General features: G+C 67.3%; 31 protein-coding genes. 8 read left to right on the top strand and 23 right to left on the bottom strand.

Translation table 11 applies throughout. From position 1 onward, the window contains the following. The first annotated feature begins 6 nt into the window (after positions 1–6). Together AC0Z6F_RS17235 and AC0Z6F_RS17230 are read left to right on the top strand one after the other, a co-directional pair. Positions 7–957 carry an aspartate carbamoyltransferase catalytic subunit gene (locus AC0Z6F_RS17235; RefSeq protein WP_004147181.1) on the top strand — a complete coding sequence of 317 codons (951 nt, stop codon included), beginning with the start codon at positions 7–9 and terminating at the stop codon, positions 955–957. Between the two features lie 248 nt (positions 958–1,205). After that, on the top strand, positions 1,206–1,697 hold the full coding sequence (locus AC0Z6F_RS17230; protein ID WP_448122651.1) for an REP-associated tyrosine transposase: 492 nt from the start codon (positions 1,206–1,208) through the stop codon (positions 1,695–1,697). A 120-nt stretch (positions 1,698–1,817) separates the two neighbouring features. Here AC0Z6F_RS17230 and AC0Z6F_RS17225 read toward each other — a convergent pair whose 3' ends face one another. From AC0Z6F_RS17225 to AC0Z6F_RS17150, 16 genes are all read right to left on the bottom strand, one after another. Then, a complete protein-coding gene (locus AC0Z6F_RS17225; protein ID WP_004147231.1) occupies positions 1,818–2,615 on the bottom strand; it encodes a carboxylesterase family protein in 798 nt (265 codons plus the stop codon). A 70-nt stretch (positions 2,616–2,685) separates the two neighbouring features. Then, positions 2,686–2,952, bottom strand: coding sequence for a hypothetical protein (locus tag AC0Z6F_RS17220; RefSeq protein WP_065722565.1), 267 nt, complete (start codon positions 2,950–2,952; stop codon positions 2,686–2,688). Positions 2,953–3,013: 61 nt separating this feature from the next. Next, a complete protein-coding gene (gene mgtE / locus AC0Z6F_RS17215; RefSeq protein ID WP_004147235.1) occupies positions 3,014–4,375 on the bottom strand; it encodes a magnesium transporter in 1,362 nt (453 codons plus the stop codon). Between the two features lie 180 nt (positions 4,376–4,555). After that, positions 4,556–6,325: a phosphoenolpyruvate--protein phosphotransferase gene (gene ptsP, locus AC0Z6F_RS17210; protein ID WP_012510280.1), complete on the bottom strand. Its 1,770-nt coding sequence runs from the start codon at positions 6,323–6,325 to the stop codon at positions 4,556–4,558. A gap of 2 nt (positions 6,326–6,327) precedes the next feature. Further along, a complete protein-coding gene (locus AC0Z6F_RS17205; protein ID WP_012510281.1) occupies positions 6,328–6,597 on the bottom strand; it encodes an HPr family phosphocarrier protein in 270 nt (89 codons plus the stop codon). After that, complete coding sequence (locus AC0Z6F_RS17200; protein WP_012510282.1) at positions 6,590–6,982, bottom strand: PTS sugar transporter subunit IIA; 393 nt, start codon at positions 6,980–6,982, stop codon at positions 6,590–6,592. Before AC0Z6F_RS17200 ends, AC0Z6F_RS17205 begins: the two co-directional genes overlap by 8 nt. A gap of 572 nt (positions 6,983–7,554) precedes the next feature. After that, complete coding sequence (gene rapZ / locus AC0Z6F_RS17195; RefSeq protein ID WP_485617963.1) at positions 7,555–8,439, bottom strand: RNase adapter RapZ; 885 nt, start codon at positions 8,437–8,439, stop codon at positions 7,555–7,557. A gap of 27 nt (positions 8,440–8,466) precedes the next feature. Continuing rightward, positions 8,467–9,417, bottom strand: a complete 951-nt coding sequence (hprK, locus tag AC0Z6F_RS17190) for an HPr(Ser) kinase/phosphatase (protein WP_004147299.1) — start codon at positions 9,415–9,417, stop codon at positions 8,467–8,469. Next, positions 9,414–9,866, bottom strand: coding sequence for a PTS sugar transporter subunit IIA (locus AC0Z6F_RS17185; RefSeq protein WP_012510284.1), 453 nt, complete (start codon positions 9,864–9,866; stop codon positions 9,414–9,416). The genes hprK and AC0Z6F_RS17185 overlap by 4 nt, the downstream gene beginning before the upstream one ends. A 21-nt stretch (positions 9,867–9,887) precedes the next feature. Next, positions 9,888–10,205: a ribosome hibernation-promoting factor, HPF/YfiA family gene (gene hpf, locus AC0Z6F_RS17180; RefSeq protein ID WP_004147311.1), complete on the bottom strand. Its 318-nt coding sequence runs from the start codon at positions 10,203–10,205 to the stop codon at positions 9,888–9,890. Between the two features lie 58 nt (positions 10,206–10,263). Further along, positions 10,264–11,688 carry an RNA polymerase factor sigma-54 gene (locus AC0Z6F_RS17175; protein ID WP_012510285.1) on the bottom strand — a complete coding sequence of 475 codons (1,425 nt, stop codon included), beginning with the start codon at positions 11,686–11,688 and terminating at the stop codon, positions 10,264–10,266. Between the two features lie 40 nt (positions 11,689–11,728). Beyond that, entirely contained in the window at positions 11,729–12,448 is a 720-nt protein-coding gene (lptB, locus tag AC0Z6F_RS17170) for an LPS export ABC transporter ATP-binding protein (protein ID WP_485617958.1), read from the bottom strand. After that, positions 12,448–12,999 carry a lipopolysaccharide transport periplasmic protein LptA gene (gene lptA / locus AC0Z6F_RS17165; protein ID WP_004147320.1) on the bottom strand — a complete coding sequence of 184 codons (552 nt, stop codon included), beginning with the start codon at positions 12,997–12,999 and terminating at the stop codon, positions 12,448–12,450. Before lptA ends, lptB begins: the two co-directional genes overlap by 1 nt. A 104-nt stretch (positions 13,000–13,103) precedes the next feature. Next, positions 13,104–13,679 carry an LPS export ABC transporter periplasmic protein LptC gene (gene lptC / locus AC0Z6F_RS17160; protein ID WP_004147322.1) on the bottom strand — a complete coding sequence of 192 codons (576 nt, stop codon included), beginning with the start codon at positions 13,677–13,679 and terminating at the stop codon, positions 13,104–13,106. After that, positions 13,676–14,224 carry a KdsC family phosphatase gene (locus tag AC0Z6F_RS17155; RefSeq protein ID WP_136640035.1) on the bottom strand — a complete coding sequence of 183 codons (549 nt, stop codon included), beginning with the start codon at positions 14,222–14,224 and terminating at the stop codon, positions 13,676–13,678. The genes lptC and AC0Z6F_RS17155 overlap by 4 nt, the downstream gene beginning before the upstream one ends. 66 nt (positions 14,225–14,290) lie before the next feature. Continuing rightward, a complete protein-coding gene (locus AC0Z6F_RS17150) occupies positions 14,291–15,292 on the bottom strand; it encodes a KpsF/GutQ family sugar-phosphate isomerase (RefSeq protein WP_012510287.1) in 1,002 nt (333 codons plus the stop codon). Between the two features lie 54 nt (positions 15,293–15,346). Here AC0Z6F_RS17150 and AC0Z6F_RS17145 point away from each other — a divergent pair, with 54 nt between their 5' ends. The 3 genes from AC0Z6F_RS17145 to AC0Z6F_RS17135 are packed head-to-tail and all read left to right on the top strand — an operon-like array spanning position 15,347 to position 17,196. Continuing rightward, on the top strand, positions 15,347–15,577 hold the full coding sequence (locus tag AC0Z6F_RS17145) for a BolA family protein (protein WP_012510288.1): 231 nt from the start codon (positions 15,347–15,349) through the stop codon (positions 15,575–15,577). 21 nt (positions 15,578–15,598) lie between these two features. Continuing rightward, a complete protein-coding gene (murA, locus tag AC0Z6F_RS17140) occupies positions 15,599–16,870 on the top strand; it encodes a UDP-N-acetylglucosamine 1-carboxyvinyltransferase (RefSeq protein WP_485617955.1) in 1,272 nt (423 codons plus the stop codon). After that, positions 16,867–17,196, top strand: a complete 330-nt coding sequence (locus AC0Z6F_RS17135; RefSeq protein ID WP_004147332.1) for a hypothetical protein — start codon at positions 16,867–16,869, stop codon at positions 17,194–17,196. Before murA ends, AC0Z6F_RS17135 begins: the two co-directional genes overlap by 4 nt. A gap of 130 nt (positions 17,197–17,326) precedes the next feature. Here the strand turns inward: AC0Z6F_RS17135 and AC0Z6F_RS17130 are convergent, their stop codons facing one another. The 7 genes from AC0Z6F_RS17130 to purM form a co-directional block, all read right to left on the bottom strand. Then, positions 17,327–18,010, bottom strand: a complete 684-nt coding sequence (locus AC0Z6F_RS17130; protein ID WP_004147349.1) for a DUF3108 domain-containing protein — start codon at positions 18,008–18,010, stop codon at positions 17,327–17,329. 2 nt (positions 18,011–18,012) lie between these two features. Continuing rightward, positions 18,013–18,834 carry a DUF3108 domain-containing protein gene (locus AC0Z6F_RS17125; RefSeq protein WP_485617952.1) on the bottom strand — a complete coding sequence of 274 codons (822 nt, stop codon included), beginning with the start codon at positions 18,832–18,834 and terminating at the stop codon, positions 18,013–18,015. Between the two features lie 67 nt (positions 18,835–18,901). Further along, positions 18,902–19,561: a phosphoribosylglycinamide formyltransferase gene (purN, locus tag AC0Z6F_RS17120; protein WP_485617950.1), complete on the bottom strand. Its 660-nt coding sequence runs from the start codon at positions 19,559–19,561 to the stop codon at positions 18,902–18,904. Continuing rightward, complete coding sequence (locus AC0Z6F_RS17115) at positions 19,558–20,220, bottom strand: DUF2238 domain-containing protein (protein ID WP_485617948.1); 663 nt, start codon at positions 20,218–20,220, stop codon at positions 19,558–19,560. Before AC0Z6F_RS17115 ends, purN begins: the two co-directional genes overlap by 4 nt. Positions 20,221–20,262: 42 nt before the next feature. Next, positions 20,263–20,685 (bottom strand): hypothetical protein, encoded by a 423-nt coding sequence (locus AC0Z6F_RS17110; RefSeq protein WP_485617946.1) that lies wholly within the window; start codon positions 20,683–20,685, stop codon positions 20,263–20,265. Next, positions 20,682–21,170 (bottom strand): hypothetical protein, encoded by a 489-nt coding sequence (locus AC0Z6F_RS17105; protein WP_065722557.1) that lies wholly within the window; start codon positions 21,168–21,170, stop codon positions 20,682–20,684. Before AC0Z6F_RS17105 ends, AC0Z6F_RS17110 begins: the two co-directional genes overlap by 4 nt. Before the next feature lie 22 nt (positions 21,171–21,192). Beyond that, positions 21,193–22,251 carry a phosphoribosylformylglycinamidine cyclo-ligase gene (purM, locus tag AC0Z6F_RS17100; protein WP_012510294.1) on the bottom strand — a complete coding sequence of 353 codons (1,059 nt, stop codon included), beginning with the start codon at positions 22,249–22,251 and terminating at the stop codon, positions 21,193–21,195. A gap of 99 nt (positions 22,252–22,350) precedes the next feature. On the opposite strand from purM, the gene AC0Z6F_RS17095 reads away from it, so the two are divergent. From AC0Z6F_RS17095 to hda, 3 genes are read left to right on the top strand one after another with little or no spacing between them, the layout of a single operon-like run. Further along, positions 22,351–23,490: a DUF2066 domain-containing protein gene (locus AC0Z6F_RS17095; protein ID WP_041864482.1), complete on the top strand. Its 1,140-nt coding sequence runs from the start codon at positions 22,351–22,353 to the stop codon at positions 23,488–23,490. Continuing rightward, positions 23,487–24,656 carry an AI-2E family transporter gene (locus AC0Z6F_RS17090; protein WP_004147375.1) on the top strand — a complete coding sequence of 390 codons (1,170 nt, stop codon included), beginning with the start codon at positions 23,487–23,489 and terminating at the stop codon, positions 24,654–24,656. The genes AC0Z6F_RS17095 and AC0Z6F_RS17090 overlap by 4 nt, the downstream gene beginning before the upstream one ends. Next, a complete protein-coding gene (hda, locus tag AC0Z6F_RS17085; protein WP_012510296.1) occupies positions 24,656–25,363 on the top strand; it encodes a DnaA regulatory inactivator Hda in 708 nt (235 codons plus the stop codon). The genes AC0Z6F_RS17090 and hda overlap by 1 nt, the downstream gene beginning before the upstream one ends. The last annotated feature ends 535 nt before the right edge of the window (positions 25,364–25,898 follow it).

Below are 25,898 nucleotides of genomic sequence, written 5' to 3'. Positions count from 1 at the left end.
ACCGCCATGACCGCCCAGCAACTCGATGCCTCCGGCCGCCTGCGCCACCTGCTGACCCTCGAAGGCCTTCCGCGCGAGACCCTGCTGCAGCTGCTTGACCGCGCCGGCCAGATCCGCGATGCCGCGGTCGGTCGTGTCGGCAACAAGCGCCAGGTGCTGGCCGGCTCAGCGGTGTGCACGCTGTTCTTCGAACCGTCCACGCGCACCCGCAGCTCGTTCCAGCTGGCCGCGCAGCGCCTGGGCGCCGACGTGCTGAACTTCGATGCCTCGACCTCGTCCACGCGCAAGGGCGAAACCGCCTGCGACACGCTGCGCAACCTGGAAGCGATGGGCGTGCGCGGCTTCGTGGTGCGCCACCCCGATGATGGCGCCGTGGCCGCACTGGCCGAAGCGGCGGGCGAGGGCACCGCGCTGATCAATGCCGGTGACGGTCGCAGCGCGCACCCGACCCAGGGCCTGCTCGACATGCTGACCCTGCGCCAGGCCAAGGGCCCTGATTTCTCGAAGATGAAGGTGGTGATCGTCGGCGACGTGAAGCATTCGCGCGTGGCCCGCACCGACCTGCATGCGCTGCGTACGCTGGGCGTGGGCGAGATCCGCGTGTGCGGCCCGCAGTCGCTGCTGCCCGACGACGAGACCCTGAAGGGCTGCGTGGTCGGTGATGATTTCGACGCGATGCTGGAAGGCGTCGACGCGCTGATGATGCTGCGCCTGCAGCGCGAGCGCATGGAGGAAGGCCTGGTGCCGTCGCTGGAGCAGTACCACGCGCAGTACGGCCTGACCAACGAACGCCTGGCCCGCGCCGGCAAGGATGCAGCCGTGCTGCATCCAGGCCCGATCAACCGCGGCGTGGAAGTGACCGACGAAGTGGCCGACGGCCCGCAGTCGTGGGTGCTGCGCCAGGTCGCCAACGGCGTCGCCGTGCGCATGGCCGTGCTGGAAACGCTGCTGGGCTGATCGCCCTGGTGGGTGCCGACCGTTGGTCGGCACAAAAGGGATTCACCCTGAACTGTCTGGGTGGGTGCCGACCGTTGGTCGGCACGGTTGATCTGTCCTTATCCGATCCGGTGGGTGCCGACCGTTGATCGGCACTGAACCATCAGTGCGGTGAAGTGCGGGCCTAGCCTTTGAATGGTTCCGGGCCTACCTGTACTGACGTGGTTGCCCGATAGAAGAGGGATGCCGGCAGGCACACGCTTGTGCCCATGAACCGCGCACGCCTGAGACTTGGCCGCCATTCCCGGATCGGGCAATCCTACATCCTGACCACCGTCACCCAGGAACGTCGACGCTACTTCGATGATGCCACTGCGGCACAGGAGGTGATGGATGTGTTCCGTCGCATTGATGCTGAAGGCCTGACGCACTCACTTGCCTATGTGGTCATGCCGGACCACATCCATTGGCTGGTGGAGGTCCGTGCGTTCTCGCTGGACTACGTCATGCAACGCTTCAAATCGAGCAGTGCATTGCGGATCAACCGCATGCTGGGTAGGACAGGACCATTCTGGCAATCGAGCTATCACGATCACGCCATTCGTTCTGAAGAATCACTGTTCCGCCATGCGATGTACATCGTCGCCAACCCGCTCAGGGCGAACTTGGCGAGCTGCGTGGGAGAGTATCCGTATGCCTGGTGCCGATGGGAGATCGATGGGAGGTACCAAGCAATGGATTACCCCGAAGCGGAGAGATAGTGCCGACCAACGGTCGGCACCCACCAATACCCAAGCCAACCAACGGTCGCCACCCACCAATACCCAAGCCGACCAACGGTAGGCATCCACCAACAGATGTTTTCCAGCAGAAGCTGCGGTTCAGCGCTTCTGCGCGAACAGCCACGCCCACATCGCCGGGTCGGCGTAGGTGGCGTCCCAGGCATTGTGGTTGCCTTCCGGGTATTCGGTGTAGCGCACGTCGCGTGCGTTGGCGCTCTGGAATGCGGCATGCAGCCTGCGGTCGTCGTCCGGTGGCACCACATCGTCCAGCGCGCCGTGGAAGATCCAGATCGGTGTGTGCTGAAGGCGCTTGGCGATCTCCGCATACGGATCAGACTCCTGCGCGACCTGCTCGACGAACAGGGTCGGCCGCTTCGCACGCGGTGCCAGCACGGCACCGCATACCGGCACGATCGCGGCAAAGCGGCGTGGGTCGTCCAGGGCGATATTCCAGCTGCCGTAGCCGCCCATCGACATGCCGGTCAGGTACTGCCGGGCAGGGTCGGCGCCGAATTCGGCGATCGCTGCATCGAGTGCCGCCAGCGCGACACGGTTGTTGTGGCCGCTCCATTCCTCGTGGCCTGGCACCTGCGGGAACACCACCAGCGCAGGGAAGCCGGGGTGCTCGCGCAAGTAAGGTCCCAGCCCGGCGTGGGTCTGCCTGACACCATCGCTGCCGCGCTCGCCGGAGCCGTGCAGGAACAGGATGACCGGGAGGTGGGTGGGAGCGGCGGCCTGCACGCCGGCCGGAATGAACACCTGGTAGTAGGCCGTCTCGCCATCCACCTTCACCGCGCGGGCTTCGAAGCGTCCGCGCGCGCTGTCTGGAAGCGATGTGCAAGCGGTCATCATCAGAACGGCCAGCAGTGGCAGCCAGCGCGACAGCGAACGGACCATGGGCTTTCCCGTAGCGGCAGGATCGTCCGCATCGTAGTCCGCCGCGATCAGCCTGGCATCATGCGCTGCGTCACTCCGGGTGCGGGAAGCTGGCGATGATGTCCAGCTGCTCCTGTGCTTCAGCATTGCCTTCGGCGGCGGCCGCCTGCACCTGCGCCATATCCGGATGCAGCACCACCAGCAGTGGGTTCTCGCAGACCGGGCAGTCGTACTCGGTGGCGTCTTCGTCCAACTCCATCACCATGGCGCGCGAGCTGCCCTTCCATTCGCAGGCCGTGCAGGTGTACTGCTGGTCACGCCAGCCGGGCTGGAAGTAATTTTCGATCGTCGTTGCCATGGGTGTTCCAGTTGGGATCGGGTCAGCGCCCCGCGCGGTGCGGATCCGACCCTTGATACGGTCAGTGCAGCAGCACCAGGGTGGCCAGGCCGAGGAAGGTGAAGAAGCCCATCGAGTCGGTCACGGCGGTCAGGAAGATGCCGCTGGCCAGCGCCGGGTCGAAGCCGAAGCGTTTCAGCGTCAGTGGCACCAGCACGCCGGCCAACGCGGCGAACAGCAGGTTGCAGGTCAGCGCGATGGCGATCACCGCCGACAGACCAGGTGAATGGAACCAGGCGAGCACGATCAGGCCCAGTAGCGAGCCGAGCACCACGCCGTTGAGCAGGGCCACCCGTACTTCCTTCCACAACAGCGTGCGTGCGTTGGAACTGCCGACCTGGCCCAACGCCAGGCCACGCACCATCAGCGCCAGCACCTGGGTGCCGGCATTGCCACCGAGGCCGGCAACGATCGGCATCAGCACCGCCAGCGCCACCAGCTTGTCGATGGTGCCTTCGAAATGGCCGACCACGCTGGAGGCGAGGAAGGCGGTGCACAGGTTCACCGACAGCCACATCAGGCGGCGGCGCATCGCACGCCAGACCGGGCTGAACAGATCCTCGTCCTCGTCCAGGCCGGCGGCGCCCAGCGCCTGGTGCTCGGCCTGGCCACGGATGATGTCGACCACGTCATCGATGGTGATGCGGCCGATCAGGATGTTGTTGTCATCCACCACCGGCGCGGAGATCCAGTCATGGTCGGAGAACTGCCGCGCCACCTCCTGGTCGCTCTCGCCGACATCGATCGCCGGTTGCTCATCGTCGATCAGGCGGTTGATCGGCGTGGTGTCCTCATGGGTCACCAGCGAGGCAAGCGACACCCGGCCCAGGTACTGGTGGCGGCGGCTGACCACGAACAGGTGATCGGTGTGGTCGGGCAGCTCGCCGCGCAGGCGCAGGTAGCGCAGCACCACGTCGACGTTGACGTCCGCACGCACGGTCACCACGTCCGGGTTCATCAGGCGGCCGGCGCTGTCCTCGGGGTAGGACAGCACCTGTTCCAGGCGCTCGCGGTTCTCGCGGTCCATCGACTTGAGGACTTCGTCGATGACCGTGTCCGGCAGATCCTCGACCAGGTCGGCCAGATCGTCGATGTCCAGGTCTTCGACCGCGGCGATGATCTCGTCCGGGTCCATGTCGGCGAGCAGGCTTTCGCGCACGTCGTCGCCGACGTGGACCAGCACCTCGCCGTCATCTTCCGGATCGACCAGGCCCCAGACGATCTCGCGTTTGCCGGGCGGCAGCGATTCGAGCAGGTTGCCGATCTCGGCCGGCGCCAGGGTATTGACCAGGCGGCGCACCGGGCCCAGTCGGCCGCTGTCCAGTGCATCGGACAGCATCCGCAACTGGCGCGCAGTCTTGTCGTGGCGTACAGCCTCAGCCATCGCAGCTCCCGCGGGATAAGAAAAGCCGCGATCCTGGCAAGGATGCGGCAACAGGGGTGTTCAGCGCGTCATTATCGCAAGGGGATGTTTCAACGCATAGCCGCCGGGCATGGCCCGGCGCTACCAGGCGACGTGCGGCGGTAGCGCCGGGCCATGCCCGGCGAACGGGGTGTGCTGCGATCAGGACGCGTCCGCCACCAGCGCCAGCCAGCGCTCGATGGCACGGCGGTCGCGGGCGGCCAGCAGCTTGGGAGCTCGTGCGCGTAGTGCCCCCAGGTCGGCGTCGCGGATCGCGCGGCGTACTTCCAGCAGGGTGCCGGGGTGCAGGCTGAATTCGGTCAGGCCCAGTGCCAGCAGCAGTGGGGTCATTCGTGCATCACCGGCGATCTCGCCACACACCGCCACCGGGATGCGATGGCGCACGCCGGTCTCGATCACCATCTGCAGCAGCCGCAGCACCGCCGGATGCAGCGGCGAGTACAGTTCGCCCAACGCTTCGTTGTTGCGATCGGCCGCCAGCAGGTACTGCACCAGGTCGTTGGTGCCGATCGACAGGAAGTCGACCAGATCGATGAAGCTCTCCAGTGCCAGCGCGGCGGCCGGTACCTCGATCATTGCGCCCAGCGGCACGTGGTCGGACACCATGTGGCCTTCGCCTCGCAGCTGCTCGGTCAGCTTGAGCATGCGCCGGCGCACCGCCAGCAGCTCCTCGCGGGTGCTGACCATCGGCACCAGCACGCGCAGCTTGCCGTAGGCCGAGGCGCGCAGGATCGCGCGCAGCTGGGTGTCGGCCACCTTCGGCCGCGCCAGCGACAGGCGCACGCCGCGCAGGCCCAGTGCCGGGTTCTCTTCGTTGCTCAGGGTCAGGCCGGTGCGGTCGGCCTTGTCCGCACCGAGGTCGAGGGTGCGGATGGTCACCGGTCGCCCGCTCATGCCCAGTGCGGCATCGCGGTAGGTCTGGAACTGTTCTTCTTCGTCCGGCAGCTCGTTGCGCTGCAGGAACAGGAATTCGGTGCGGTACAGGCCCAGCCCGTGTGCGCCCAGCGCATGCGCCTGGGTGACGTCCTCCAGCGATTCGGCATTGGCCAGCAGGGCGATGTCGACCTGGTCGCGGGTACGGCTGGGCTTGCTGCGCAGGCGGCCAAGTTCGCGCTGCTCGCGTGCGTGTTCTTTCAGCCGCGCGCGGTAGTCGCGCAGGTTGTCGGCCTGCGGGTTGGAGGTGATGCTGCCGTCTGCGCCGTCGATGATCAGCACGTCGCCATCGGCAATGCGGCTGAGCAGCTGCGGCACGTTGACGATCAAGGGCAGGTGCAGGCTGCGCGCCAGGATCGCACTGTGCGACAGCGCGCTGCCGGCGGCGGTGACGATGCCGACCACGCCCTGCGCCTGCAACTGGGCAAGCTCGGAGGGCGCGATGTTGTCGCAGACCAGGATTTCACCGGCGAGGCCTTTCACCGCTGGCGGCCGCTCGGGTTGCAGGAAGGCATGGATGCGGCCGATCACATGGTCGAGGTCATCCATGCGGCTCTTCAGATAGGCATCGTCCATGCCATCGAAGACCTTGGCCAGGCGGTCACGCTGCAGGCGCAGCGCATAGCCGGCGCTGTACGGGCCGCTGCGGATCAGCTCGTCCAGCCCGAACAGCAGCTCGGGGTCGTCCAGCAGCAGAGCATGCAGGTCGAGGAACTCGCCCACTTCCTGGTTCAGTGCACCCTGCAGGCGCTGTCGCAGCTCGTGCATTTCCGTGCGCGCGGCATCCACGGCACGGTGCAGGCGGGCCAGTTCGGCCTCGACCTGGTGGACGGCGACCCGTTGCTCGGCAACCTCCAGTGCATGCGGCAGGCGCACACGGGCGCGGCCCATCGCGGTGCCTCGGGCCGCACCATGGCCGGCCAGCAGCTGTACCGGCCGTTGGCCGGAACTGACCTGGCCGGCGCGTGCGCGTGGCACGCTCAGTTGTCCTCGTCGAAGCGGCGCTCGAACAGGCCGACCACCGCCTCCATCGCGGCGACTTCGTCCTCGCCGTTGATCCGCACGGTGACCGGGGTGCCCTGGCCGGCGGCCAGCAGCATCACGCCCATGATGCTCTTGGCGTTGATCTCACGGCCCTTGGCGGCCATGGTCACGTTGCAGCGGAACGGCGCCAGGGTCTGCACCAGCTTGGCGGTGGCCCGGGCATGCAGGCCCAGGCGGTTGCTGACGGTGAGTTCTCGTTCAAGCATCGTCGACTATCGCTCCATTACGGGTACCCGCCGCGGCTGTGGCGGGCAGTTGATCCAGTCCCTGTTCCGGATAATTCATCACCCGCAGCAACATCGGCAGGCTCAGCGCCGACACCCGGCGAACCGGGGTACCCAGCCGGGCCAGCTGCCCGGCAAGGTTGGCGGGGCTGGCACCGTACAGGTCGGTCAGGATCAGCACGCCATTTCCCCCATCGACCCGCCGCAGGGCGGCCGAGGCGAGCGGAAGCAGGGCGTCCAGGTCTGCGTCGAACGGTACTTCGAAAGCTTCTGTTTTCAGCGGCAACTGCCGCAGGAGCCGGGTCGCCACGTCAAGCAGGGCGGTCCCGACCCCAGGATGTGTTACGAGGAGAATGCCACAGGTCATTACTGCACGTTAACAGGTCAAGGTGAATTGGCGATAGCAGCAGGAGAGGGGCACAGTGTCCCGTATTCAGTGTTGCTCGGGTCAGAGCCCTTTTCCGTTGAAAAGGGATCCGACCCCATCCGTTTTTTTCGATGCCTGACAGAGATTCATCCACGCATGGCATGGATCTACCGTGTCGACCAGGGTCGACATCTACCAACAGCACACGGAATCTGTCAGAGGCGGGGCAGTGTGGGTAGGCAGGACCGTTGGCGCCATGGGCCCAAGGCATGCCTCGGGCGGGTTGGGCAGGACGCCCAACCCCGGTCTTGCTGTGTGCGCAGGACAGCGCACACGAGCAAGGCGCCATCGAGCCCCCAGGGGTGAGGGCGCTTTGCTTGCGAAGCACTGCTTTGCAAGCGCCCGAACGCACAGCCGCCAGCGGCTGGGCCGGACCGCGGAGCGGGGTTTACGGCGTGTCCTGCCTACCCACACCGCCTCGCCATCCCACGGAATGCCGCTTTTGCTTTTGCTGTTGCCGGCCAGCGGCCGGCACTACCAGCGGGTGCCGGGCGCAGCCCGGCCGACCACCCTCAATCCTGTTCGCGGTGGTAGGTCGCCACGTCTTCCCAGCCCATCTCACGGGCGTGGCGCGCCATGCGTTCGGCCAGGAACACCGAGCGGTGCTTGCCGCCGGTGCAGCCAAACGCCACGGTCACGTAGCTGCGCGTGCCATCCCCCAGCTTCGGCAGCCAGGTATCGAGGAAATCCGTCAGCTGGGCCAGGTAGCGCTGCACGTCCGGTTGCGCTTCCAGGTAATCACGCACGCCCGGTTCGCGGCCACTCAGCGCGCGCAGGTCCGGATCCCAGTGCGGATTGGGCAGCACGCGCGCGTCGAACACGAAATCCGCCTCGGCCGGCACGCCGCGCTTGTAGGCGAACGATTCGAACAGCAGCGACAGGCGCGTGGCGTGGTCCAGCGCGAACTCGGTGATGATCCGTCGCCGCAGCTGGTGCACGTTGAGCGTGCTGGTGTCGATCACCGCATCGGCTTCACGGCGCAACGGTGCGGTCAATTCACGCTCGCGGGCGATCGCTTCGGGCAGTGACAGCCCCAGCTGGCTCAGCGGGTGGCGACGGCGGGTGTCGGCATAGCGCTTGAGCACCGCTTCGTCGCTGGCTTCGAAGAACAGCACCTCCACTTCCACGCCGGCATCGGTGGCCAGCTGCCGCCAGTTGCCCAGCTGGCTCAGGTTGGACTGGCCGCGCACGTCGATGCCCACCGCCAGGCGGCGCGGTGCACTGCCGTCATGGTTGGCCAGCAGGCTGCGCACGAAATCGGGCAGCAGGTTGATCGGCAGATTGTCCGAGCAGTAGTAGTCCTGGTCCTCGAAGGTCTTCAGGGCGACGGATTTACCCGAGCCGGACAGGCCGCTGACGATGATCAGGGTCGGGGCGGAGGGGGGTGCGGTGCTCATGGACAGGCTCTTCGAGGGACGGGGGAGTCAGGGTGTTCGCCGTTCCAGCAGGTTGCTGTGGCGGGCGATGAACATGGCCGCCGGGTCGATCCCCTTGGTGCGCAGGATGTGCAGGCGGGTGGCCGCCTCGGTCAGCACGGCCAGGTTGCGGCCGGGCATCACCGGCAGGGTGATCAGCGGAACATCCAGGTCCAGCACATGGCGGGTGCCCGAATCGCCGGTCAAGCGCTCGTAGCCATGTGGGGTGGGTTCGGTCATCGGCTTGGTCAGGTGGACGATCAGCCGAAGGTACTTGTTCTTCTTTACAGCCGTGTCGCCGAACATCTCGCGCACGTTCAGCACGCCCAGCCCGCGTACTTCCAGCAGGTCCTGCAGCAGCTCCGGGCAGGTGCCGTCGAGCACGTCCGGGGCGATCTGGGTGAACTCCGGCGCATCGTCGGCGACCAGGCGGTGGCCACGGCTGAGTAGCTCCAGCGCCAGTTCGCTCTTGCCCGAACCGGCCTCGCCGGTGATCAGCACGCCGATCGAGTAGATCTCCATGAACACGCCATGCAGGATCACCCGCGGCGCCAGCGTGCGCGCCAGGTGATAAGAAAGATGGTTCAGCAGTTCGTGGCCGCGTTTGGGCGACAGCCACAGCGGCGTACCGGATTCGTCCGCCGCCGCGCGCAGGTCTTCCGGGCAGGGCTGGTTGCGGGTCAGCACCAGCGCCAGCGGATGCGACTGCATGATCTTCTCGATGGTTTCCCAGCGCTGGCGCGGTTCCAGCGCATCCAGCCAGGACAGTTCCTCGGTACCGAGGATCTGCACCTTGTTGGGGTAGATCGCGTTGAGGTAACCGGCCAGCGAGGGCCGCCGCGAGACCGTGTTGCCGGCCTCCAGCTCACGCTTCTCGCCGGACTTGCCTGCGGCCCAGCGCAGCCCCAGCCGCTCGCGCTGCTGTTCGAACAGTTCACGGGCGGTGATGCTGGTATTCATGCGGCACTCGCAGGTGGGGTCAGCTCCAGCGCCTCGCGCAGGGCCCGGGCATCGCCGGCCGCGCGCAGGGCATCGCGGATGGCGGGCATCGAGAACAGCTCGGCCAGCTCGGACAGCAGCATCAGGTGCTGGTGGGTGTAGTGGGCAGGGACGGCCATCGCGAACACCAGGTCCACCGGCTCATCGCCACCGAAGTCGACCGGGGTGGCCAGCCGCAGCAGTGCGCCACGGGGGCGGTCCAGCGTCGGCGCGCGGCCGTGGGGGATGGCGATGCCGTGGCCGATCGCAGTGCTGCCCAGCGCTTCGCGCTGGCACAGGTTCAGGTAGATCTGTTCGGCGTTGGCCTGGCGGCAGGCCAGCAACCCGGCGGCGGCCTGCAGGACGCTGTCGCGGTCGGTGGCCGTGCAGAGCTGGGTCTGCACGGCCGCCAGGAGGTCAGTCAGGGGCATGTCTGCGGGGAACGGTGGCGATCAGCCACCATTGTCGCCCACCGGCAGTGGCGCGTGCTGCTGTTTTTTCTCCTTGTGCTTGATCACCAGACGGTCAAGCTTGTCCGCAAGCAGGTCGATCGCGGCATACATGGTCTGGGCATTGGCCTCGGCGTGCAGGGTCTGGCCGGGAATGTTGAGGCTGGCGTCGACGTGGTGTTCGGTCTTCTGCAGCTTGAGGGTCACCCGCGCTTCGCAGTGCTGGTCGAAGTGTTTGCCGATCCGGGCCAGCTTCTCCTCTACATAGGACTGCAGGGCCGGGGTGACTTCGACATCTTTGCCAAACGTTTCGATGCGCATCGGGTTTCTCCTGTGTTCGGATGTGCCAATGAACCTCTCCGCCGGGCGCGGCGGCGCGTCAAGCGATTCTGACCCTTTCGTGCGAGGCGGAGATGTTCATGGCTTCACGATACTTCGCCACGGTGCGCCGCGCTACTGGAATTCCCGACGATTTGAGCAGGTCAGCCAGCTTGGCGTCAGAAAGCGGCTTGCGTGGGTTCTCGTCGTCGATCAGGCGTCGGATCATCGCCTGGATGGCCGTGCTGGAGGCCTCGCCGCCGCCTTCGGTGTCGATGCCGGAGGCGAAGAAGGCGCGCAGGGGCAGGGTGCCGCGTGGCGTACGCACGTGCTTGCGGGCAATCGCGCGCGACACCGTCGATTCGTGCAGGCCGAGCTCGGCGGCGATCTCGCGCAGTGTCAGAGGGCGCAGCGCCTGTTCGCCGAATTCAAGGAAGCCAGCCTGTTGCAGGATCAGGCTGCGCACGACGCGCAGCAGGGTTTCGCCACGCTGCTGCAGCCCTTTCAGCAGCCAGCGCGCTTCCTGCAGCTGTGCACGCAGGTAGCCGGCATCGGCCTCGCCACAGCGGCGGATCAGCTGTTCGTAGCCGCGGTGGATCACCACCCTTGGCCCGGCATGCGCGGCCAGTGCAGCGCGCCACACGCCGTTCTGCCGCCACACCACGACATCGGGTACCACGTAGGTGTCCTGCGACAGGGGGGCGATCTGCGTGCCCGGCCGAGGATCCAGCGAACGCAGCAGGGTCACTGCAGTCTCGACCTCGGCCAGCGGCAGTTTCAACTCGTGGGCCAGCCCGGCCACGCCGCTGCGCGGCAACCGTTCCAGCGGGCCCGCGGCAATCTGTCGCGCCAATGCCAGGCCCGGTGTGGTGTCGTCCAGCACCTCCAGCTGCAGCTGCAGGCATTCGCCGAGGGTGCGCGCGGCCGCGCCGACCGGATCGAAACGCTGGATCCGGTGCAGCACGGCAAGAATCTCGTCCTGGTCGGCATGGATGGCCGGCAGCAGGGTTTCGGCGATGCCTGCCAGCGGTTCGCGCAGGTAGCCATCGTCGTCCAGTGCATCGATCAGTGCGGCACCGATGCTGCGATCACGTGCGGTCAGGTGCGACAGGTGCAGCTGCCACAGCAGATGATCGGCCAGGGTTTCGGTTTCGGCCACGCGTTCGGCGGCACTGCCGGTATCGTCGTCATCGTCGAAGCTGCCGCCGCTGCCGGCCGCGCTCCAGTCCAGTTCGGCCGGCGCCCAGTCGTCGCCGTTGTCGGCACGTTCGGCCGCTGCATCGCCGTCGGGGTTGTCACTGGTTTCGTTGGCGGCGCTGCTGCTGTCGCTGCTGTCGGCCCAGTCCAGCAGTGGATTGCTTTCCACTGCCTGCGCGATTTCCAGTTCCAGCTCGGTGCTGGACATCTGCAGCAGCTTGATCGCCTGTTGCAGCTGGGGCGTGAGCACCAGCTGCTGTCCCAACGATGTCTGCAGCCGAGTCTTCATGCCTGTGCCGAAAGGAAGGAGAGGGACCCGGCGCTAGCCGTCACAGCTTGAAGGAATCCCCAAGGTAGACGCGACGCACGTCGGCGTTGTCCAGGATCGCTTCCGGCGAGCCTTGGGCCAGCACGCTGCCCTCGGCGAGGATATACGCGCGGTCGCAGATTCCCAAGGTCTCGCGCACGTTGTGGTCGGTGATCAGCACGCCGATGCCACGCTGCTTGAGGTGGGTGACGATGCGCTGGATCTCGCCGACCGAAATCGGATCGACGCCGGCGAACGGCTCGTCGAGCAGGATCAGGCGCGGTTGTGCTGCCAGTGCGCGGGCGATCTCGCAACGGCGGCGCTCGCCGCCGGACAGGCTGGCACCGAGCTGGTCGGCCACGTGGCCCAGCTGCAGTTCGTCGAGCAGGCTGTTCAATTCGCGCTCGCGGCCCTTCGAATCGAGGTTCTCGCGCAGTTCCAGCACCAGGCGGATGTTGTCGGCCACGCTCAACTTGCGGAACACCGACGGTTCCTGCGGCAGGTAACCCACGCCCTGCTTGGCGCGGGTGTACATCGGGTCACCGGTGATGTCCTTGCCGTCAAGCACGATGCTGCCGGCATCGGCGGCGACCAGGCCGACGATCATGTAGAAGCAGGTGGTCTTGCCGGCGCCGTTCGGGCCGAGCAGGCCGACCACTTCACCGGCATCGAGGGTCAACCCGAAATCCTTGACGACTTCGCGTTGCTTGTAGCGCTTGCGCAGGCCCTTGGCGACGAGCATTACTTCTTGCTCCCGGCCGGTGCTGCCGGCGTGCTGGCCTTGGGCTGTGCGGCCGGTGCCGCCGGCGTCTTGTTCTTCGGCGGAATGACGGTGCGCACGCGGCTGCCGTCGCCGCCGGAGTTCATTTCACCGCTGCGGGTGTTGTAGACCATGCGCTGGCCGGCATTGGTGCCGCGCGCGCTGGTGACCTTGTAGTTGCCGGTCAGGGTGATGATCTCGGTCTTGATGTCGTAGTCGATGCGGTCGGCCAGGGCATCCATCCAGGTGCCATCGTCGAGCTGCTGCTTCATCTTGGCCTGCTTGCCGGTGAACACCACGCGCACCGCTTCGCCGTCCTTGAGGTAGATCTCGGCCTCGGACGAGCGCAGGTCCAGCGTGCCCTGGGTGATGACCACGCCCTGCGACAGCACAGTCTTGCCGTCGCCGGTGAGCATGCCCGACTGCGCGCCGGAATCGATGTGCATGTCTTCGTTGCGGTCGGTGGACTTGGCGAAGGCGGCGCTGGGGACAAGAAGACCAAGCGCGAGTACGGCTGCAAAGGGAATCTTCATCGGGGTCCGTTCTACCGGTGGGGGCCTCCCGGGTGGACCGGGGGCGTGCGGGTGGGGCTGCCGGCCTTGCGCCTGTCCGGAGACGTCGCAGGCTGGCGGCGGAATCAGTGCTTGGGCGTGTAGCGGCCCTTGGACTGGCTGAGGAAATGATACGTGTTGTTCTTCGAATCCACCTCGAAGCCCACGCCGGACTGTTCCATGCCGGGGCGGGTCATGGTCACCAGGGCATCGGTACGGGCGCGGTTCTCCTTGGGGAACACGTCCAGGTGGTCGGTGCGGAAGGTGGTCGGCACGGTGCCCGGTGCGGCCGGGCTGTCGCCAGCCACGTTGCCGCGCAGCTTCATCTCATCGCCCTTGGCGCTGAGCCAACCGGTCTCGGCGCGCAGGGTCCAGTGCTTGCCATCCTTGTCCGGCATCTCGAACAGCGGGGTAGCGATGTTGATGGTCTGGTCGCCGCGCTGGCGCTCCAGCAGCGGTGCACGCAGGGTGGTGGACTCCTTGCCGTGCTCATCCAGGGCGACGATTTGGAAGTCGTGCAGGATGTAGTCCACGCCGACTTCCTTGCCGTCATTGGCCGGCCCCTTGTCGCGGTTGCGCAGCGCCGCCCAGCTGCTGAGCAGGGCCGCCAGCAGCAGGCCGATGCCGAGGAGGGTGCGCCAGTTGAGCGAAGGAGCATTCATGCGCCGAACCTCGCCAGCACCGCATCGACATGGCCCTGTGCGGCCAGCAGGACGTCGCACAGCTCGCGTGCAGCACCACGGCCGCCGTCGGCACGGGTCTGCCAGTGCACGCGCTCGGCGATCCACGGATGCGCGTTGGCCGGCGCCACCGCCAGTCCGACCGCGCCCAGCGGTGCCAGGTCAGGCAGGTCATCGCCCATGAACGCCACCTGTTCCAGGCCGATGCCGTGCTGGGCACACAGGGCCTGCACGCTGGCCAGTTTGTCGCCCACGGCAATCTGGGTATCGATGCCGAGGTCGGCGCCGCGCCTGAGCGCGGACTGGCTGTTGCGCGCGGTGATCAGCACGGGGTGGATGCCGTGCTGCTGCAGCAGTTTCAGGCCCAGGCCGTCCTGCACGAAGTACGCCTTGCTCTCGTTGCCGTCCTTGTCGTAGTACAGCTGACCGTCGGTGAGGGTGCCGTCCACGTCGAAGCAGGCCAGGCGGATACGGGCCGCGGCGGCATGCAGGTGGGCGGGGAAGGCGGGCAGGGGGGACCAGGGCATCAGGGCGGCAGGCTCGGTGGGGGCGGGTGCGGCGTTACAGACTGAATGGGGTCTACGGACTGTCGGTTAAACCACCCGCGCCCGCAACAGGTCATGAATGTTCAGGGCACCGACCGCGCGGCCCTGGCCATCGACCACGATCAGGCCGGTGATCTTGTGGGTTTCCATCAGGCGCGCGGCCTCGACCGCCAGCTGGTCGGCACCGATGGTGCGCGGGTTGCGGGTCATCACATCGGCGATCTTCGCCGTGCGTACGTCCAGCGCGCTGTCCAGCGCACGGCGCAGGTCGCCGTCGGTGAACAGGCCGATCAGCACACCGTCCGCGTCGACCACGGCGGTCATGCCGAGCCGTTTGCGGCTCATCTCCATCAGTGCTTCGCTGAGGCTGGCGCCGGCGCCGACGCTGGGCAGGTCGTCGCCGGTGTGCATGACGTCGGTGATGTGCAGCAGCAGGCGGCGGCCGAGGCTGCCGGCCGGGTGCGAGCGGGCGAAGTCATCGGCGGTGAAGCCGCGCGCATCGAGCAGGGCCACCGCCAGCGCATCGCCCATCGCCAGCGAGGCGGTGGTGCTGGAGGTCGGGGCCAGCGCCAGCGGGCAGGCCTCGGCCGGTACGCTGACGTCCAGATGGATGTCGGCGGCGGTGCCCAGGCTGGACTGCGGGCGCCCGGTCATGGAAATCAGCACGTTGCCCTGGCGCTTGAGCACCGGCAGCAGCATTAGCACTTCGTCCGACTCGCCCGAATAGGACAGCGCCAGCACCACGTCGTCCTCGGTGATCATGCCGAGGTCGCCATGGCCGGCCTCGCCCGGGTGCACGTAGAAGGCCGGGGTCCCGGTGGAGGCCAGGGTGGCGGCGATCTTGCGGGCGATATGCCCGGACTTGCCCATGCCGGTGGCGACCACCCGGCCGCGGCTGGCCAGGATCGCCTGGCAGGCCTGCTGGAAGGCCTCGCCGAGGCGGTCGGCCACGGCATCCAGCGCCTGCCGCTCGATCTCGAACACGCGGCGGCCACTGGCGACCAGGCCGGCAGGGTCGACGGAACGGGGGGGCAACAGGGATTCGGCCATGCGGACGCCACGCAGCGGAAGTAGAATGGACGTACATTTTATTAGGAAAGCCCGTTGGACGCCGACACCATCCGCAATCTGATCGAAACCGGCCTGCCCGGCGCCCGCGCCGACGTGCAGGGCGACGATGGCGTGCATTTCGAAGCGACCGTGGTCTGTGACGCCTTCGCCGGCAAGATGCCGCTGGCACGCCACCGCATGGTGTATGCCACTCTGGGCGACCTGATGGGCGGCGCGATCCACGCGCTGGCACTGAAAACCGTGACCCCGGCCGAAGCCGGCTGAACCGCAGAAGATCCCGAATACATGGCCAAGATCGTTGTGACCGGCGGCGCTGCGCTGCACGGTGAAGTAAGCATCTCCGGCGCCAAGAACGCCGTCCTCCCCATTCTCTGCGCGACCCTGCTGGCCGACGAGCCGGTGGAGATCACCAACGTGCCGCACCTGCACGACGTGGTCACCACGGTGAAGCTGCTGGGCGAACTGGGCGCGAAAGTGACCATCGACCAGGGCACGCTGTCGCGCGGCAGCGCGATCGTGGTCGACCCGCGTTCGGTCAACCAGCACGTTGCGCCGTACGAGCTGGTCAAGACCATGCGCGCCTCGATCCTGGTGCTGGGCCCGCTGCTGGCGCGTTTCGGCGCGGCGGAAGTGTCGCTGCCCGGCGGCTGCGCGATCGGTTCGCGTCCGGTCGACCAGCACATCAAGGGCCTGCAGGCGCTGGGTGCCGAGATCGTGGTCGAGAACGGCTTCATCAAGGCCACCGCCAAGCGCCTGAAGGGTGGCCACTTCACCTTCGACATGGTCAGCGTCACCGGTACCGAGAACGTGCTGATGGGCGCGGTGCTGGCTGAAGGCACCACCATCCTCGACAACTGCGCGATGGAGCCGGAAGTGACTGATCTGGCGCACTGCCTGATCGCACTGGGCGCGAAGATCGAAGGCCTGGGCACTGCCCGCCTGGTGATCGAAGGCGTCGAGCGCCTGTCCGGCGGCCGCCATGAAGTGCTGCCCGACCGCATCGAGACCGGTACCTTCCTGGTGGCCGCGGCGATGACCGGTGGCAAGGTCACGGTCAACCGTGCGCGCCCGAACACCATGGACGCAGTGTTGTCCAAGCTGGTCGAAGCGGGCGCGAAGATCGAGACCACCGACGACACCATCACCCTAGACATGCAGGGCAAGCGGCCGAAGGCGGTCAACCTGAGCACCGCGCCGTACCCGGCGTTCCCGACCGACATGCAGGCGCAGTTCATGGCGCTCAACTGCGTGGCCGATGGCGTTGGCGTGATCAACGAAACGATCTTCGAGAACCGTTTCATGCACGTCAACGAACTGCTGCGCCTGGGCGCGGACATCCAGGTCGAAGGCCATACCGCCATCGTGCGTGGCAACGAACACCTGAGCGGCGCGCCGGTGATGGCCACCGACCTGCGTGCGTCGGCCTCGCTGATCCTGGCTGGCCTGATGGCCAGCGGCGAGACCACCATCGACCGCATCTACCACCTTGATCGTGGCTACGAGAACATCGAAGAGAAGCTGTCTTCGCTCGGTGCCACCATCCGGCGCGTGCCATGATCCTGCGCGGGAGGTTCAGCCCGCGTCGCAAGGCGCTGCTGGCGCTGGTGCTGATCGTGCTGGCGTGGCTGGGCTATGCCTGGTACGCCAACCTGGCCATCACCCAGGGCATCGAGCAGAAGGACATGGACTGGAACGGCGACGGCACGGTCTCGCGTGACGAGATCATCCAGTCGTTCTATGCGGTGTCGGTCAATGACAGCCAGGACGGCAGCCGCCATTGCCGGACCTTTGTCTGGCGCAGCAGCGGCGAGCAGATCCGGGTGGATTGCCGGACCGAGTTCAAACCGGCCGAGGAACAGAAGCCGGCTGAAGCGAAGAAATAAGAAAACGCCCGCGAAAGCGGGCGTTTCTTTTGCGCGGGGTCGGATCCCTTTCCGACGGAAAGGGCTCTGACCCCACCATGTCGCAACCGGGGTCAGAGCCCTTCCCGGGGAAGGGATCCGACCCCTGCAATCAGTTCATCGCCCTGATGGTCAGGTCCAGCGCATCGCGGCCGCTTTCACGCTGCAGCATGCGCGCCGGCACCGGGAACTCGGGCACGATCCAGGCGATCAGTTCCTTGTTGCCGTCGGCACGCGAGACCTTGGTGGCTTCATAGCTCTTGCCGGCCACGGTGATCGACTCCTTGCCGATCACGCGATAGGTCATGTTCTTGATGCGGCCTTCGTCGACCATGCGATAGGTCAGCGGCTTGCCGGCGGCCAGGTCACGGGCGATCGCCAGGTTGATCAGCAACGCGTCCATGTCACCGGCCTTCAACGCGATCGGTCCAGCGCGGTCCGGCTTGATGTCGCCGGTCCAGGTGGCCTGGTTGCTGCTCCAGTTGTAGTTGGCCTGCACGTTGCGCTTCTTCACCAGCAGCGCCGAACGGTCCTGGCTGCTGAGCGGGCGCAGCTGGCCACGCACTTCCTCGAACACCGTGCTCTGGCTGAGGTCGGCCAGCTGGTTCTTCACCTGCAGGCTGTAGCGCCACTTGTTGGCACCTTCGCTGGCCAGGGTCATGGTGCCGTTGGCCTGCATGCCCATGTAGCTGGCCAGGTAATCGGCCTTGAACGGTTCCAGCGCCATGGCCGGCAGGCTGGCCACGGTCAGTGCGGCCGCTGCGATCCAGGTGAGGGGGCGGGTCAGGGTGTTCATGCTCAGACTCCTTGGTATTCGATCAGGCGCAGATCGACGCGATCTTCGCCGTCCTCGCGTTGCAGGATGCGCACCGGGGTGGGGACACCGTTGGCGATCCAGAGAATGGTTTCGTTGTTGCCGCCGTTGGTCCGATAGACCCGCAGCGCGTTGTAGGACAGGTCACCGACCTCGACGTTCTCGGTCTGTGCTGCGGCCTGGTAGTCGTGCTGACGGACCTTGCCCATGTCCACGTAGCGGTAGTGCATGGCGGCACCCGGGCGGGCATCGCGCATGATCGCCAGATTGATCAGCAGCGCGCTCTGGTCACCCGCCTGCAGCGGGATCGGTTGCGCGCGCTCCTTTTTCACGTCACCGCTCCACTGCGCGGTGCCGGCCTGCCAGTTGTAGGTGCCCACGGCCTTCTTGCCGAGAAACAGGCCCTTGCGCACGGTGCTCTGGCTCAGCGGTGCATAGATGCCACTGCGCTCCTCGAACACCGTGCTCTGCTCGATGTTCAGGCCGAGCACGCTGGCGAAGCCGCGGCGACCGACCACCTGCATGTCCACCCGCCACTGGCTGCCGCCGGTATGGGTGACCTGCATGCTGGCATCGCCGGCCTCCTTGCCCTTGTAGAAGGCCTGGTAAGTGGCGCTGAACGGCTGCAGCGGCGGCGGCTCCCAGGCCAGCGCCGCCGGCATCGGTACGGCCGGTTCGGCGGGCGGCTGCGCCACGGGCACGGGTGCCGGCGGGGTGGCGGGCGCCTGCGCCTGGCTCCAGCCCACGGCGGGAAGCACGGCAAGCGACAGCAGCAGTGAAGTGGACAACAGGGTCGTGGTCTTCATGGAGGACAGGGACCGCAGGAGGAGGCAGGATGCCAGCCCCGCAGTCAGCGGGGCGTGTGCAATGGAGTTACCGGTTCAGGTTACCGGCGGAATCTAGGGCCAATGGGCTAAACAGGGGGTGACCGTCGAGCCAGGGCTGGCCCTCCCGTTCAGCCAGGCGGCCGCCACACAGCAGCTGCAGCGTGGCGATCAACAGCGGATGCTCTACCGCCAGCACGCGCGCGGCCAGGCTGTCCGCGTCATCGCCCGGCTGCACCGGGACACGCACCTGCGCCAGCACGGCGCCGGCATCGAGCTCCGGCACCACCAGGTGCACGCTGGCACCGTGCTCGGCATCGCCGGCCTGCAGGGCCCGTGCATGCGTGTCCAGGCCCTTGTGCAGCGGCAGCAGCGACGGATGGATGTTGACCAGGCGGCCATCGAAGCGCTGCACGAAGCCAGCGCCGAGGATGCGCATGTAGCCGGCACAGATGATCCAGTCCGGCTCAACTGCAGCCAAGGCATCACCCAGTGCCTGCTCGTAGGCAGCGCGGTCGCTGAATTCCTTCGGTGCATGCGCCCAGCGCAGTGCAGGCGCCACGCGTTGCAGCGCCTCCGCGGTGGGCCGGTCGGAGAACACGCCGACCACTTCAGCCTGCAGGCGCCCGCTGCCGATGGCATCGAGGATCGCCTGCAGGTTGCTGCCGCGCCCAGAGGCGAGCACGGCGATACGGGTGGGGGTGGTCATTGCAGCGAACTCCGGCGGATCAGCGGCCAGGTCAGCAGGCTGCCCACGGTGGCCATCAGCATGTCGGCATGCGCGTCCCACATGTCGCCCTGCTGGCCGTTGTAGGCCTCGGCGGCATCCGGCGACAGGGCCAGCGCGATGGCCCACTCGAACCACTCGTAGACCAGGCTGGCACACATCACCGTCATCACCGCCAGGGTGAAGGCCTGGCCCACCCGCAGTGCCGGCCAGGCGTGGCGGGCCAGCTGCAGCAGGGCGGGGGTGAAGCAGACGCCGAACAGGAAATGGATGAGGCGGTCGAAATGATTGCGCTGCCAGCCGAACGCCGCGTTGGGCGACCAGCCGAACAGCGCCTGCGACCACGCGTCATAGGGCACGTTGGAATACAGCCAGCGCGCTGCCACGCAGTGCAGGGCGATGAAGCCGCAGATCGCGATGAAGGCGCCATTGCCCAGCCAACCGCCGCGGCGGTCCACCCACAGCAGCGCGGCCAGGCCGATCACGGTCAGGGTGCTGTGCAGGGCCTGCTCGATCGGCCACAGCGGATGGACCCAGCTGATCGCGAACACCGCCAGTACGGCGGCGAAGGCCAGCTTCTTGGGGCCGGAGAAACGGTAGGCGGTTGCAGCGGCGGTAGTGGCGATGGCAGGCGAGGACATGTCGGGTCGATCGAAAGGGGGATGGTTCGTCTGCCTGCCGGCTCAGACGCTGAGGTGGTCGCCGCGGTCGAACAGCGCGGCCATTTCCGACTTGGACAGGAACACCCAGGCATAGGCGGCCAGGGCCATGCCCAGCGGACCGGCCAGCAGCGCCAGCCACGCCGCGCGCCGGCACCAGGCCAGCCCGGTGCGGGCCGTCAACAGGCGCGCGGTATGCAGCTGCACGAACCCCAGCACGGCCGCCAGCACGGCGATCGAGGCATAGACCGTGGTCAGCATCCAGGCATCGTCCAGCCCGCGTGAGTGGGCCACCCAGCCGCTGAGGCCGAGGAAGGCCACTGTGGCGAACCAATGGAAGCCGGCCAACGCGTAGAACAGCACTTTCAGCGTCTGCAGATGGCTGGCCAGTTGCAGCTGCGCCAGGGTCTGCCGCGGCAGCGGCGGCGGATTGCCGGAGGCGGTCATGCGGGCGTGGCGGGAAGGTCGAAGGCGGCCTTGACCTGCGGACGCAGCAGGGTGATCAGGCTGAACACCCCCAGCACGGTGCCGACTGGCGCGAACAAGCAGGCCAGGCCGGCCACGATCAGGCACAGCAGGTAGCGGCGGCGGCGGGTCAGGCAGCGGCCGGCATAGGCCACGAACGCGCCCAGGGTGACGCCACCGAACACGATGACGCAGCCGATGATGGTGAACATCCAGCCGAACAGGCGCTGCTCGGCCGGCGACGACGGCTGGCCGCCGGAATTCATCGGCAGGTTGCCGGTGAGCGCGGTGATGCCCAGCACGATGTGGATGATGAAGATCAGCGAGAACAGCGCGATCAGGCCGCCGACCACGTAGTGCGCGATGGCCAGCATGCGCAGGTGGTCGGCATCCTGAGTGCTGAACACCGGTACCGTCGCCAGCGGCGGCGGCACGGGGGCGGGCGACAAGGGGGGCGTTGCGTCCATGCGGGCTCCTGGGTTGCCGGGATCAGCCGATGTGGACGCGCTCGGCGCCTTCAGCGGTGACCACCTGGCCGATGGTCCAGTGGTCCAGGCCCTGGGCCTTGACCGCCTCGGACACGGCAGCGACCTGGTCCGGCGCGACGATCAGCACGAAGCCGATACCGCAGTTGAAGGTGCGCCACATCTCGCTGTCGGCCACCGCGCCTTCCTTCTGCAGCCACTGGAACACCGGCGGCAGGGTCCAGGACGAGGCCTGGATGTCCAGACCGAGGCCTTCAGGTACCACGCGGATGATGTTTTCGGTCAGGCCGCCACCGGTGATGTGGGCCATGCCGTGGATGGCCGCGCCGTGCGACTTCAGCAGCGACAGGATCGGCTTGACGTACAGCCGGGTCGGTGCCATCAGCGCGTCGACCAGCTTCACGCCGCCTTCCAGCTCCAGCTCGGCCGGGCGGCCGGCACGGTCGTAGATGCGGCGCACCAGCGAGTAGCCGTTGGAATGCGGGCCGGACGAAGCGATGCCGATCAGCACGTCGCCGGCAGCCACGCTGGCGCCATCCTTCAGCTCGCTCTTCTCGACCGCGGCGACGGTGAAGCCGGCCAGGTCGTACTCGCCCGGGGCATACATGTCGGGCATTTCAGCGGTTTCGCCGCCGATCAGCGCGCAGCCGGCCTCGGTGCAGCCGTTGGCGATGCCGCCCACGACCGCCGCGGCGGTGTCGATGTCCAGCTTGCCGGTGGCGAAGTAGTCCAGGAAGAACAGCGGCTCGGCGCCCTGCACCAGCACGTCGTTCACGCACATGGCGACCAGGTCGATGCCGATCGTATCGTGGCGGTTCAGCTGGTGGGCCAGCTTCAGCTTGGTGCCCACGCCGTCGGTACCCGACACCAGCACCGGCTCGCGGTACTTGTTGGACAAGTCGAACAGGGCGCCGAAGCCGCCCAGGCCGCCCATCACTTCCGGGCGGAAGCTGCGCTTGACCAGGGGCTTGATCCGCTCGACCAGCTCGTTGCCGGCGTCGATGTCGACACCCGCGTCACGGTAGGTGAGGGGGGAAGGGGCGGAAGACGGGGTGTTGGTCACGGGCGTCGGCGCTGGCAGGGGTTGAACGGGCGATTTTAACAGGCCGCATTGGCGCAAAGGCCGTATTCGGGCAACAATTCCCCCGGATACGTCGAGCCAATGGATGTCCTGATGCGCCGCAGCCTGATTTTGACCCTGCTCCTTGCGCTGAGCCTGCCGGTGGCCACGATGGCCCAGAGCGGCCTTCGCACCGAGGGTGATGTCGCCACCGCCAGTGGCGCGTACGAGGCCGAAGTGCCCGTCAACAGCCAAGCCGAGGCCGATCGCAACGGCGCCCTGGCCCGCGCCTTGAGCGTTGTACTGGGCAAATTGTCCGGGGATCGCAGCGTGATGTCGCGCCCTGGCGTGGCGCAGGCGCTGCGCAATGCCAAGGATTACGTGGCCAGCTACGACTACAAGCAGGACCAGAGCGTGGGCGCTGGAGGTGCCCCAAGCTTCCGGACGCTGCTGGTCGCCCGCTTCCGCGAGGATGACGTTGATTCGCTGGTGTCGGCGCTGGGCCTGCCGTTGTGGCCGCAGCCGCGACCGAAGCCGGTGCTGTGGCTGGCCGTCGACGACGGCAGCGGTCCGCGCCTGGTCAGCGTGCAGCAGGCCAACGCCGCCCGCCCATTGCTGAACCGCGCCATCGAGCGCGGCTACAAGCTGGGCCTGCCCAGCGGTGGTGCCGCCGAACAGGCACTGGCCGGTGCCATCTGGCGCCAGGACAGCGCCGCCGTGGCCCGCGCCTCTTCGCGCTACTCGCCGCCGATGCAGCTGATCGGCAAGCTGTACCGCGCCAACGGCGGCTGGCAGGCGGACTGGGTGTTCGTCGACAACGGCCGTGAGCTGAACAAGTGGACCAGCAAGGACGCCAACGCGATGCGCGCGATGGCGGCCGGTGCCGATGGTGCCGCCGATGCGCTGGTCAAGCGCTATGCCAAGGCCGGCGCGGCCGTGGGCCAGGCCGGCACCTACCGGGTGGTGGTCACCGGCATCAACAGCGCCGACGACTACCTGCGCCTGGCTGCCGGCCTGCGCGAGGTACCGGTGGTGCGCAACGTCACCCCGCTGCACGCCTCTGCCAGCCAGCTGGAGCTGAACCTGGAGATGACCACCGGCCTGGCCGGCTTCAACCGCATGCTGGGCGACAACGGCGTGCTGGTGCCGAGTGCGCCGCTGCCGGCGCTGCCGACGCCCATCGATGACACCACTGGCACCCCGGTGGCCCCGCCTGTCAGCAACGAGTACCGCCTGCGATGACCCTGACCCCGGAAGCGGAAATCGCGCAGTTCCTGCGCCGGCTGAAGTACATCCTGTTCGCCGGCCTGATCGGCTGGATCGTCTGGTTGCTGGCACCGATCCTGACCCCGTTCGTGCTGGCGCTGGCGCTGGCCTGGCTGGGCGACCCGCTGGTGGACCGCATCGAGGCCACCGGCCGCTCGCGCATGACCGGCGTGGTGCTGGTGTTCGCGGCGATGGTGCTGGTGATCGTGGCGCTGCTGCTGGTGCTGGTGCCGATGATCGAGCGCCAGATCACCACCCTGATCGCGGTCGCGCCGCAGGCACAGGCGTGGTTGATGGAAAAGGGCATTCCCTGGTTCGAGCAGAAGACCGGCCTGGAAGTGATGCAGTGGATGGATCCGGACCGCCTGATCGAATGGGTACGCAGCCACTGGCAGCAGGCCGGCGGCTTTGCCACCACGTTCATGGGTTACGTCTCGCGCTCGGGCTTCGCGATGGTGACCTGGGTGGTCAACATCCTGCTGCTGCCGATCCTGGCGTTCTACTTCCTGCGTGACTGGGACAAGCTGGTCGAGCGGGTCGCGTCGGTGATCCCGCGCAACCAGATCGGCACCATCAGCGCGCTGGCGCGTGAATCCAACGAAGTGCTGGGTGCGTTCATCCGCGGGCAGTTCCTGGTGATGCTGGCGCTGGGCGTGATCTATGCCGGTGGCCTGTCGCTGGTCGGCCTCAAGCTGGGCCTGTTGATCGGCCTGATTGCCGGCCTGATCAGTTTCATTCCCTACCTGGGCGCGACCACCGGCATCCTGATGGCCATCGTGGCCGCGCTGGTGCAGGCGCAGGGCTTCGACCTGAAGCTGCTGATCCTGGTCGGTGTGGTGTTCACCGTGGGCCAGTTGCTGGAAAGCTACGTGCTGACCCCGCGCATCGTTGGCGACAAGATCGGCCTGCACCCGGTGGCGGTGATCTTCGCGGTGATGGCCGGCGGCCAGCTGTTCGGCTTCCTCGGCATGCTGCTGGCGCTGCCGGTGGCAGCGGTGACCAACGTGCTGCTGCGCTACGCGCACCAGCGTTATCGCCAGAGTGAACTGTACGTGGGTGAGAAGCCGGCGATCGTGCTTGATGGCGTGGTCGACCAGCCCCATATCATCCTCCCGACCGACAAGGGCCCCGACCTGAAGTGATGGGTGTGCCGCAACTGCCGCTGGCCCTGCATTACCCGCGGGACCAGCGCCTGGAGACCTTCATCGGCGCGCCGGACGGTGCGCTGGCGCAGCTGCGTGCGATCGCGGTCGGCGCCAGCCATGATTGGGTCTACCTGGAAGGCGCGGCGGGCACCGGCAAGACCCATCAGGCGCTGGCGATGTGTTCCAGCGCGGAGCAGGCTGGCCGGCTGCCGACCTATGTACCGCTGGCCAGCGCCGCCGGCCGCGTGCGCGCGGCACTGGATGGGCTGGAGGCGCGCGAGCTGGTGGCGCTGGACGGCCTGGATGAGATTGCCGGCAACCGCGAGGACGAGATCGCGCTGTTCGATTTCCACAACCGCGCGCGCGCTGCCGGCGTGACCGTGCTGTACACGGCGCAGAAGGCGCCGGGCGAACTGGGCCTGGTACTGCCGGACCTGCGTTCGCGGCTGGGCCAGTGCGTGCGCGTGCTGCTGCAGCCGCTGGACGAGGAAGGGCGGGCCGCGGTGCTGCGCGAGCGCGCGCTGCGGCGTGGGCTGGCGATCGACGAGGCATCCATCGAGTGGCTGCTGTCGCATACCGGGCGCGAGCTGGGTGGGTTGATCACGCTGCTGGACTGGCTGGACCGTGAGTCGCTGGCGGCGAAGCGGCGGATCACCGTGCCGTTCCTGCGCCAGGTGCTGGAAGAAGGCCGGCCGCGTTACTGAGGGATGTTGTTCGGCAGGGCTGCGCCCTGCACCCGCCGAAGCCGAAGCAACGTCAACGTCAAAGGCTGGCTTCCTGAGGGGAGGCGGGGCGCTGTGGGCTTGCGGGGCCGCCGTAAACCCGTCCATGGGGGCTTGGTCGCCGCATCCATGCGGCTCACACCCCGCAAGCCCACAGCGCCCCGCCTTCGACAGGTTCCCGCGATCTGCCGGGACTGCGTACTGCACTGCTGTTGGTGGGTGTCGACCTTGGTTGATACGTGTCTTGCTTGTGGTGGGTGACGACCGTTGGTCGTCACCAGAGCAAGCGCAGCGAAGCGACCCGCTTTTGCTTTTCTTTTTCTTTTCCGTGGCTGGACGCCCACGGAAACTGTCATAGGCCGGGCGGGGTGGGTTCGCGGGGGTGTCCGCGGCATGGATGCCGCGGCCAAGCCCCCAGGGGGTGAAGTGACCCCCGGGAATTGGACACCAGATCCAACCCCGAGGGATACATGAACAGATACGACGCGCGTTTCAAACTGCAGGTCGCCAAAGAGGC

Source organism: Stenotrophomonas sp. 1L-E-5-B-C3 (assembly GCF_057292075.1).
Note: the sequence above shows the minus strand (reverse complement) of the source record. Positions and strands in the feature narration are given on the sequence as shown.

Coding starts and splice junctions, on each gene's coding strand:
- AC0Z6F_RS17205 (WP_012510281.1), bottom strand. CDS start 6,597: ATGCTTGAACGAGAACTCACCGTCAGCAACCGCCTGGGCCTGCATGCC.
- AC0Z6F_RS17130 (WP_004147349.1), bottom strand. CDS start 18,010: ATGAACACCCTGACCCGCCCCCTCACCTGGATCGCAGCGGCCGCACTG.
- AC0Z6F_RS17150 (WP_012510287.1), bottom strand. CDS start 15,292: ATGGCCGAATCCCTGTTGCCCCCCCGTTCCGTCGACCCTGCCGGCCTG.
- AC0Z6F_RS17200 (WP_012510282.1), bottom strand. CDS start 6,982: ATGACCTGTGGCATTCTCCTCGTAACACATCCTGGGGTCGGGACCGCC.
- AC0Z6F_RS17185 (WP_012510284.1), bottom strand. CDS start 9,866: ATGCCCCTGACTGACCTCCTGGCGGCCGTGCAGACCCAGCTCTGCACG.
- AC0Z6F_RS17225 (WP_004147231.1), bottom strand. CDS start 2,615: ATGGTCCGTTCGCTGTCGCGCTGGCTGCCACTGCTGGCCGTTCTGATG.
- lptC (WP_004147322.1), bottom strand. CDS start 13,679: ATGAATGCTCCTTCGCTCAACTGGCGCACCCTCCTCGGCATCGGCCTG.
- AC0Z6F_RS17135 (WP_004147332.1), top strand. CDS start 16,867: ATGATCCTGCGCGGGAGGTTCAGCCCGCGTCGCAAGGCGCTGCTGGCG.
- AC0Z6F_RS17125 (WP_485617952.1), bottom strand. CDS start 18,834: ATGAAGACCACGACCCTGTTGTCCACTTCACTGCTGCTGTCGCTTGCC.
- hprK (WP_004147299.1), bottom strand. CDS start 9,417: ATGAATACCAGCATCACCGCCCGTGAACTGTTCGAACAGCAGCGCGAG.
- lptA (WP_004147320.1), bottom strand. CDS start 12,999: ATGAAGATTCCCTTTGCAGCCGTACTCGCGCTTGGTCTTCTTGTCCCC.
- hda (WP_012510296.1), top strand. CDS start 24,656: ATGGGTGTGCCGCAACTGCCGCTGGCCCTGCATTACCCGCGGGACCAG.
- AC0Z6F_RS17230 (WP_448122651.1), top strand. CDS start 1,206: ATGAACCGCGCACGCCTGAGACTTGGCCGCCATTCCCGGATCGGGCAA.
- AC0Z6F_RS17235 (WP_004147181.1), top strand. CDS start 7: ATGACCGCCCAGCAACTCGATGCCTCCGGCCGCCTGCGCCACCTGCTG.
- AC0Z6F_RS17175 (WP_012510285.1), bottom strand. CDS start 11,688: ATGAAGACTCGGCTGCAGACATCGTTGGGACAGCAGCTGGTGCTCACG.
- rapZ (WP_485617963.1), bottom strand. CDS start 8,439: ATGAGCACCGCACCCCCCTCCGCCCCGACCCTGATCATCGTCAGCGGC.
- lptB (WP_485617958.1), bottom strand. CDS start 12,448: ATGCTCGTCGCCAAGGGCCTGCGCAAGCGCTACAAGCAACGCGAAGTC.
- AC0Z6F_RS17220 (WP_065722565.1), bottom strand. CDS start 2,952: ATGGCAACGACGATCGAAAATTACTTCCAGCCCGGCTGGCGTGACCAG.
- AC0Z6F_RS17110 (WP_485617946.1), bottom strand. CDS start 20,685: ATGACCGCCTCCGGCAATCCGCCGCCGCTGCCGCGGCAGACCCTGGCG.
- mgtE (WP_004147235.1), bottom strand. CDS start 4,375: ATGGCTGAGGCTGTACGCCACGACAAGACTGCGCGCCAGTTGCGGATG.
- purN (WP_485617950.1), bottom strand. CDS start 19,561: ATGACCACCCCCACCCGTATCGCCGTGCTCGCCTCTGGGCGCGGCAGC.
- hpf (WP_004147311.1), bottom strand. CDS start 10,205: ATGCGCATCGAAACGTTTGGCAAAGATGTCGAAGTCACCCCGGCCCTG.
- murA (WP_485617955.1), top strand. CDS start 15,599: ATGGCCAAGATCGTTGTGACCGGCGGCGCTGCGCTGCACGGTGAAGTA.
- AC0Z6F_RS17105 (WP_065722557.1), bottom strand. CDS start 21,170: ATGGACGCAACGCCCCCCTTGTCGCCCGCCCCCGTGCCGCCGCCGCTG.
- AC0Z6F_RS17090 (WP_004147375.1), top strand. CDS start 23,487: ATGACCCTGACCCCGGAAGCGGAAATCGCGCAGTTCCTGCGCCGGCTG.
- AC0Z6F_RS17155 (WP_136640035.1), bottom strand. CDS start 14,224: ATGCCCTGGTCCCCCCTGCCCGCCTTCCCCGCCCACCTGCATGCCGCC.
- AC0Z6F_RS17115 (WP_485617948.1), bottom strand. CDS start 20,220: ATGTCCTCGCCTGCCATCGCCACTACCGCCGCTGCAACCGCCTACCGT.
- AC0Z6F_RS17095 (WP_041864482.1), top strand. CDS start 22,351: ATGGATGTCCTGATGCGCCGCAGCCTGATTTTGACCCTGCTCCTTGCG.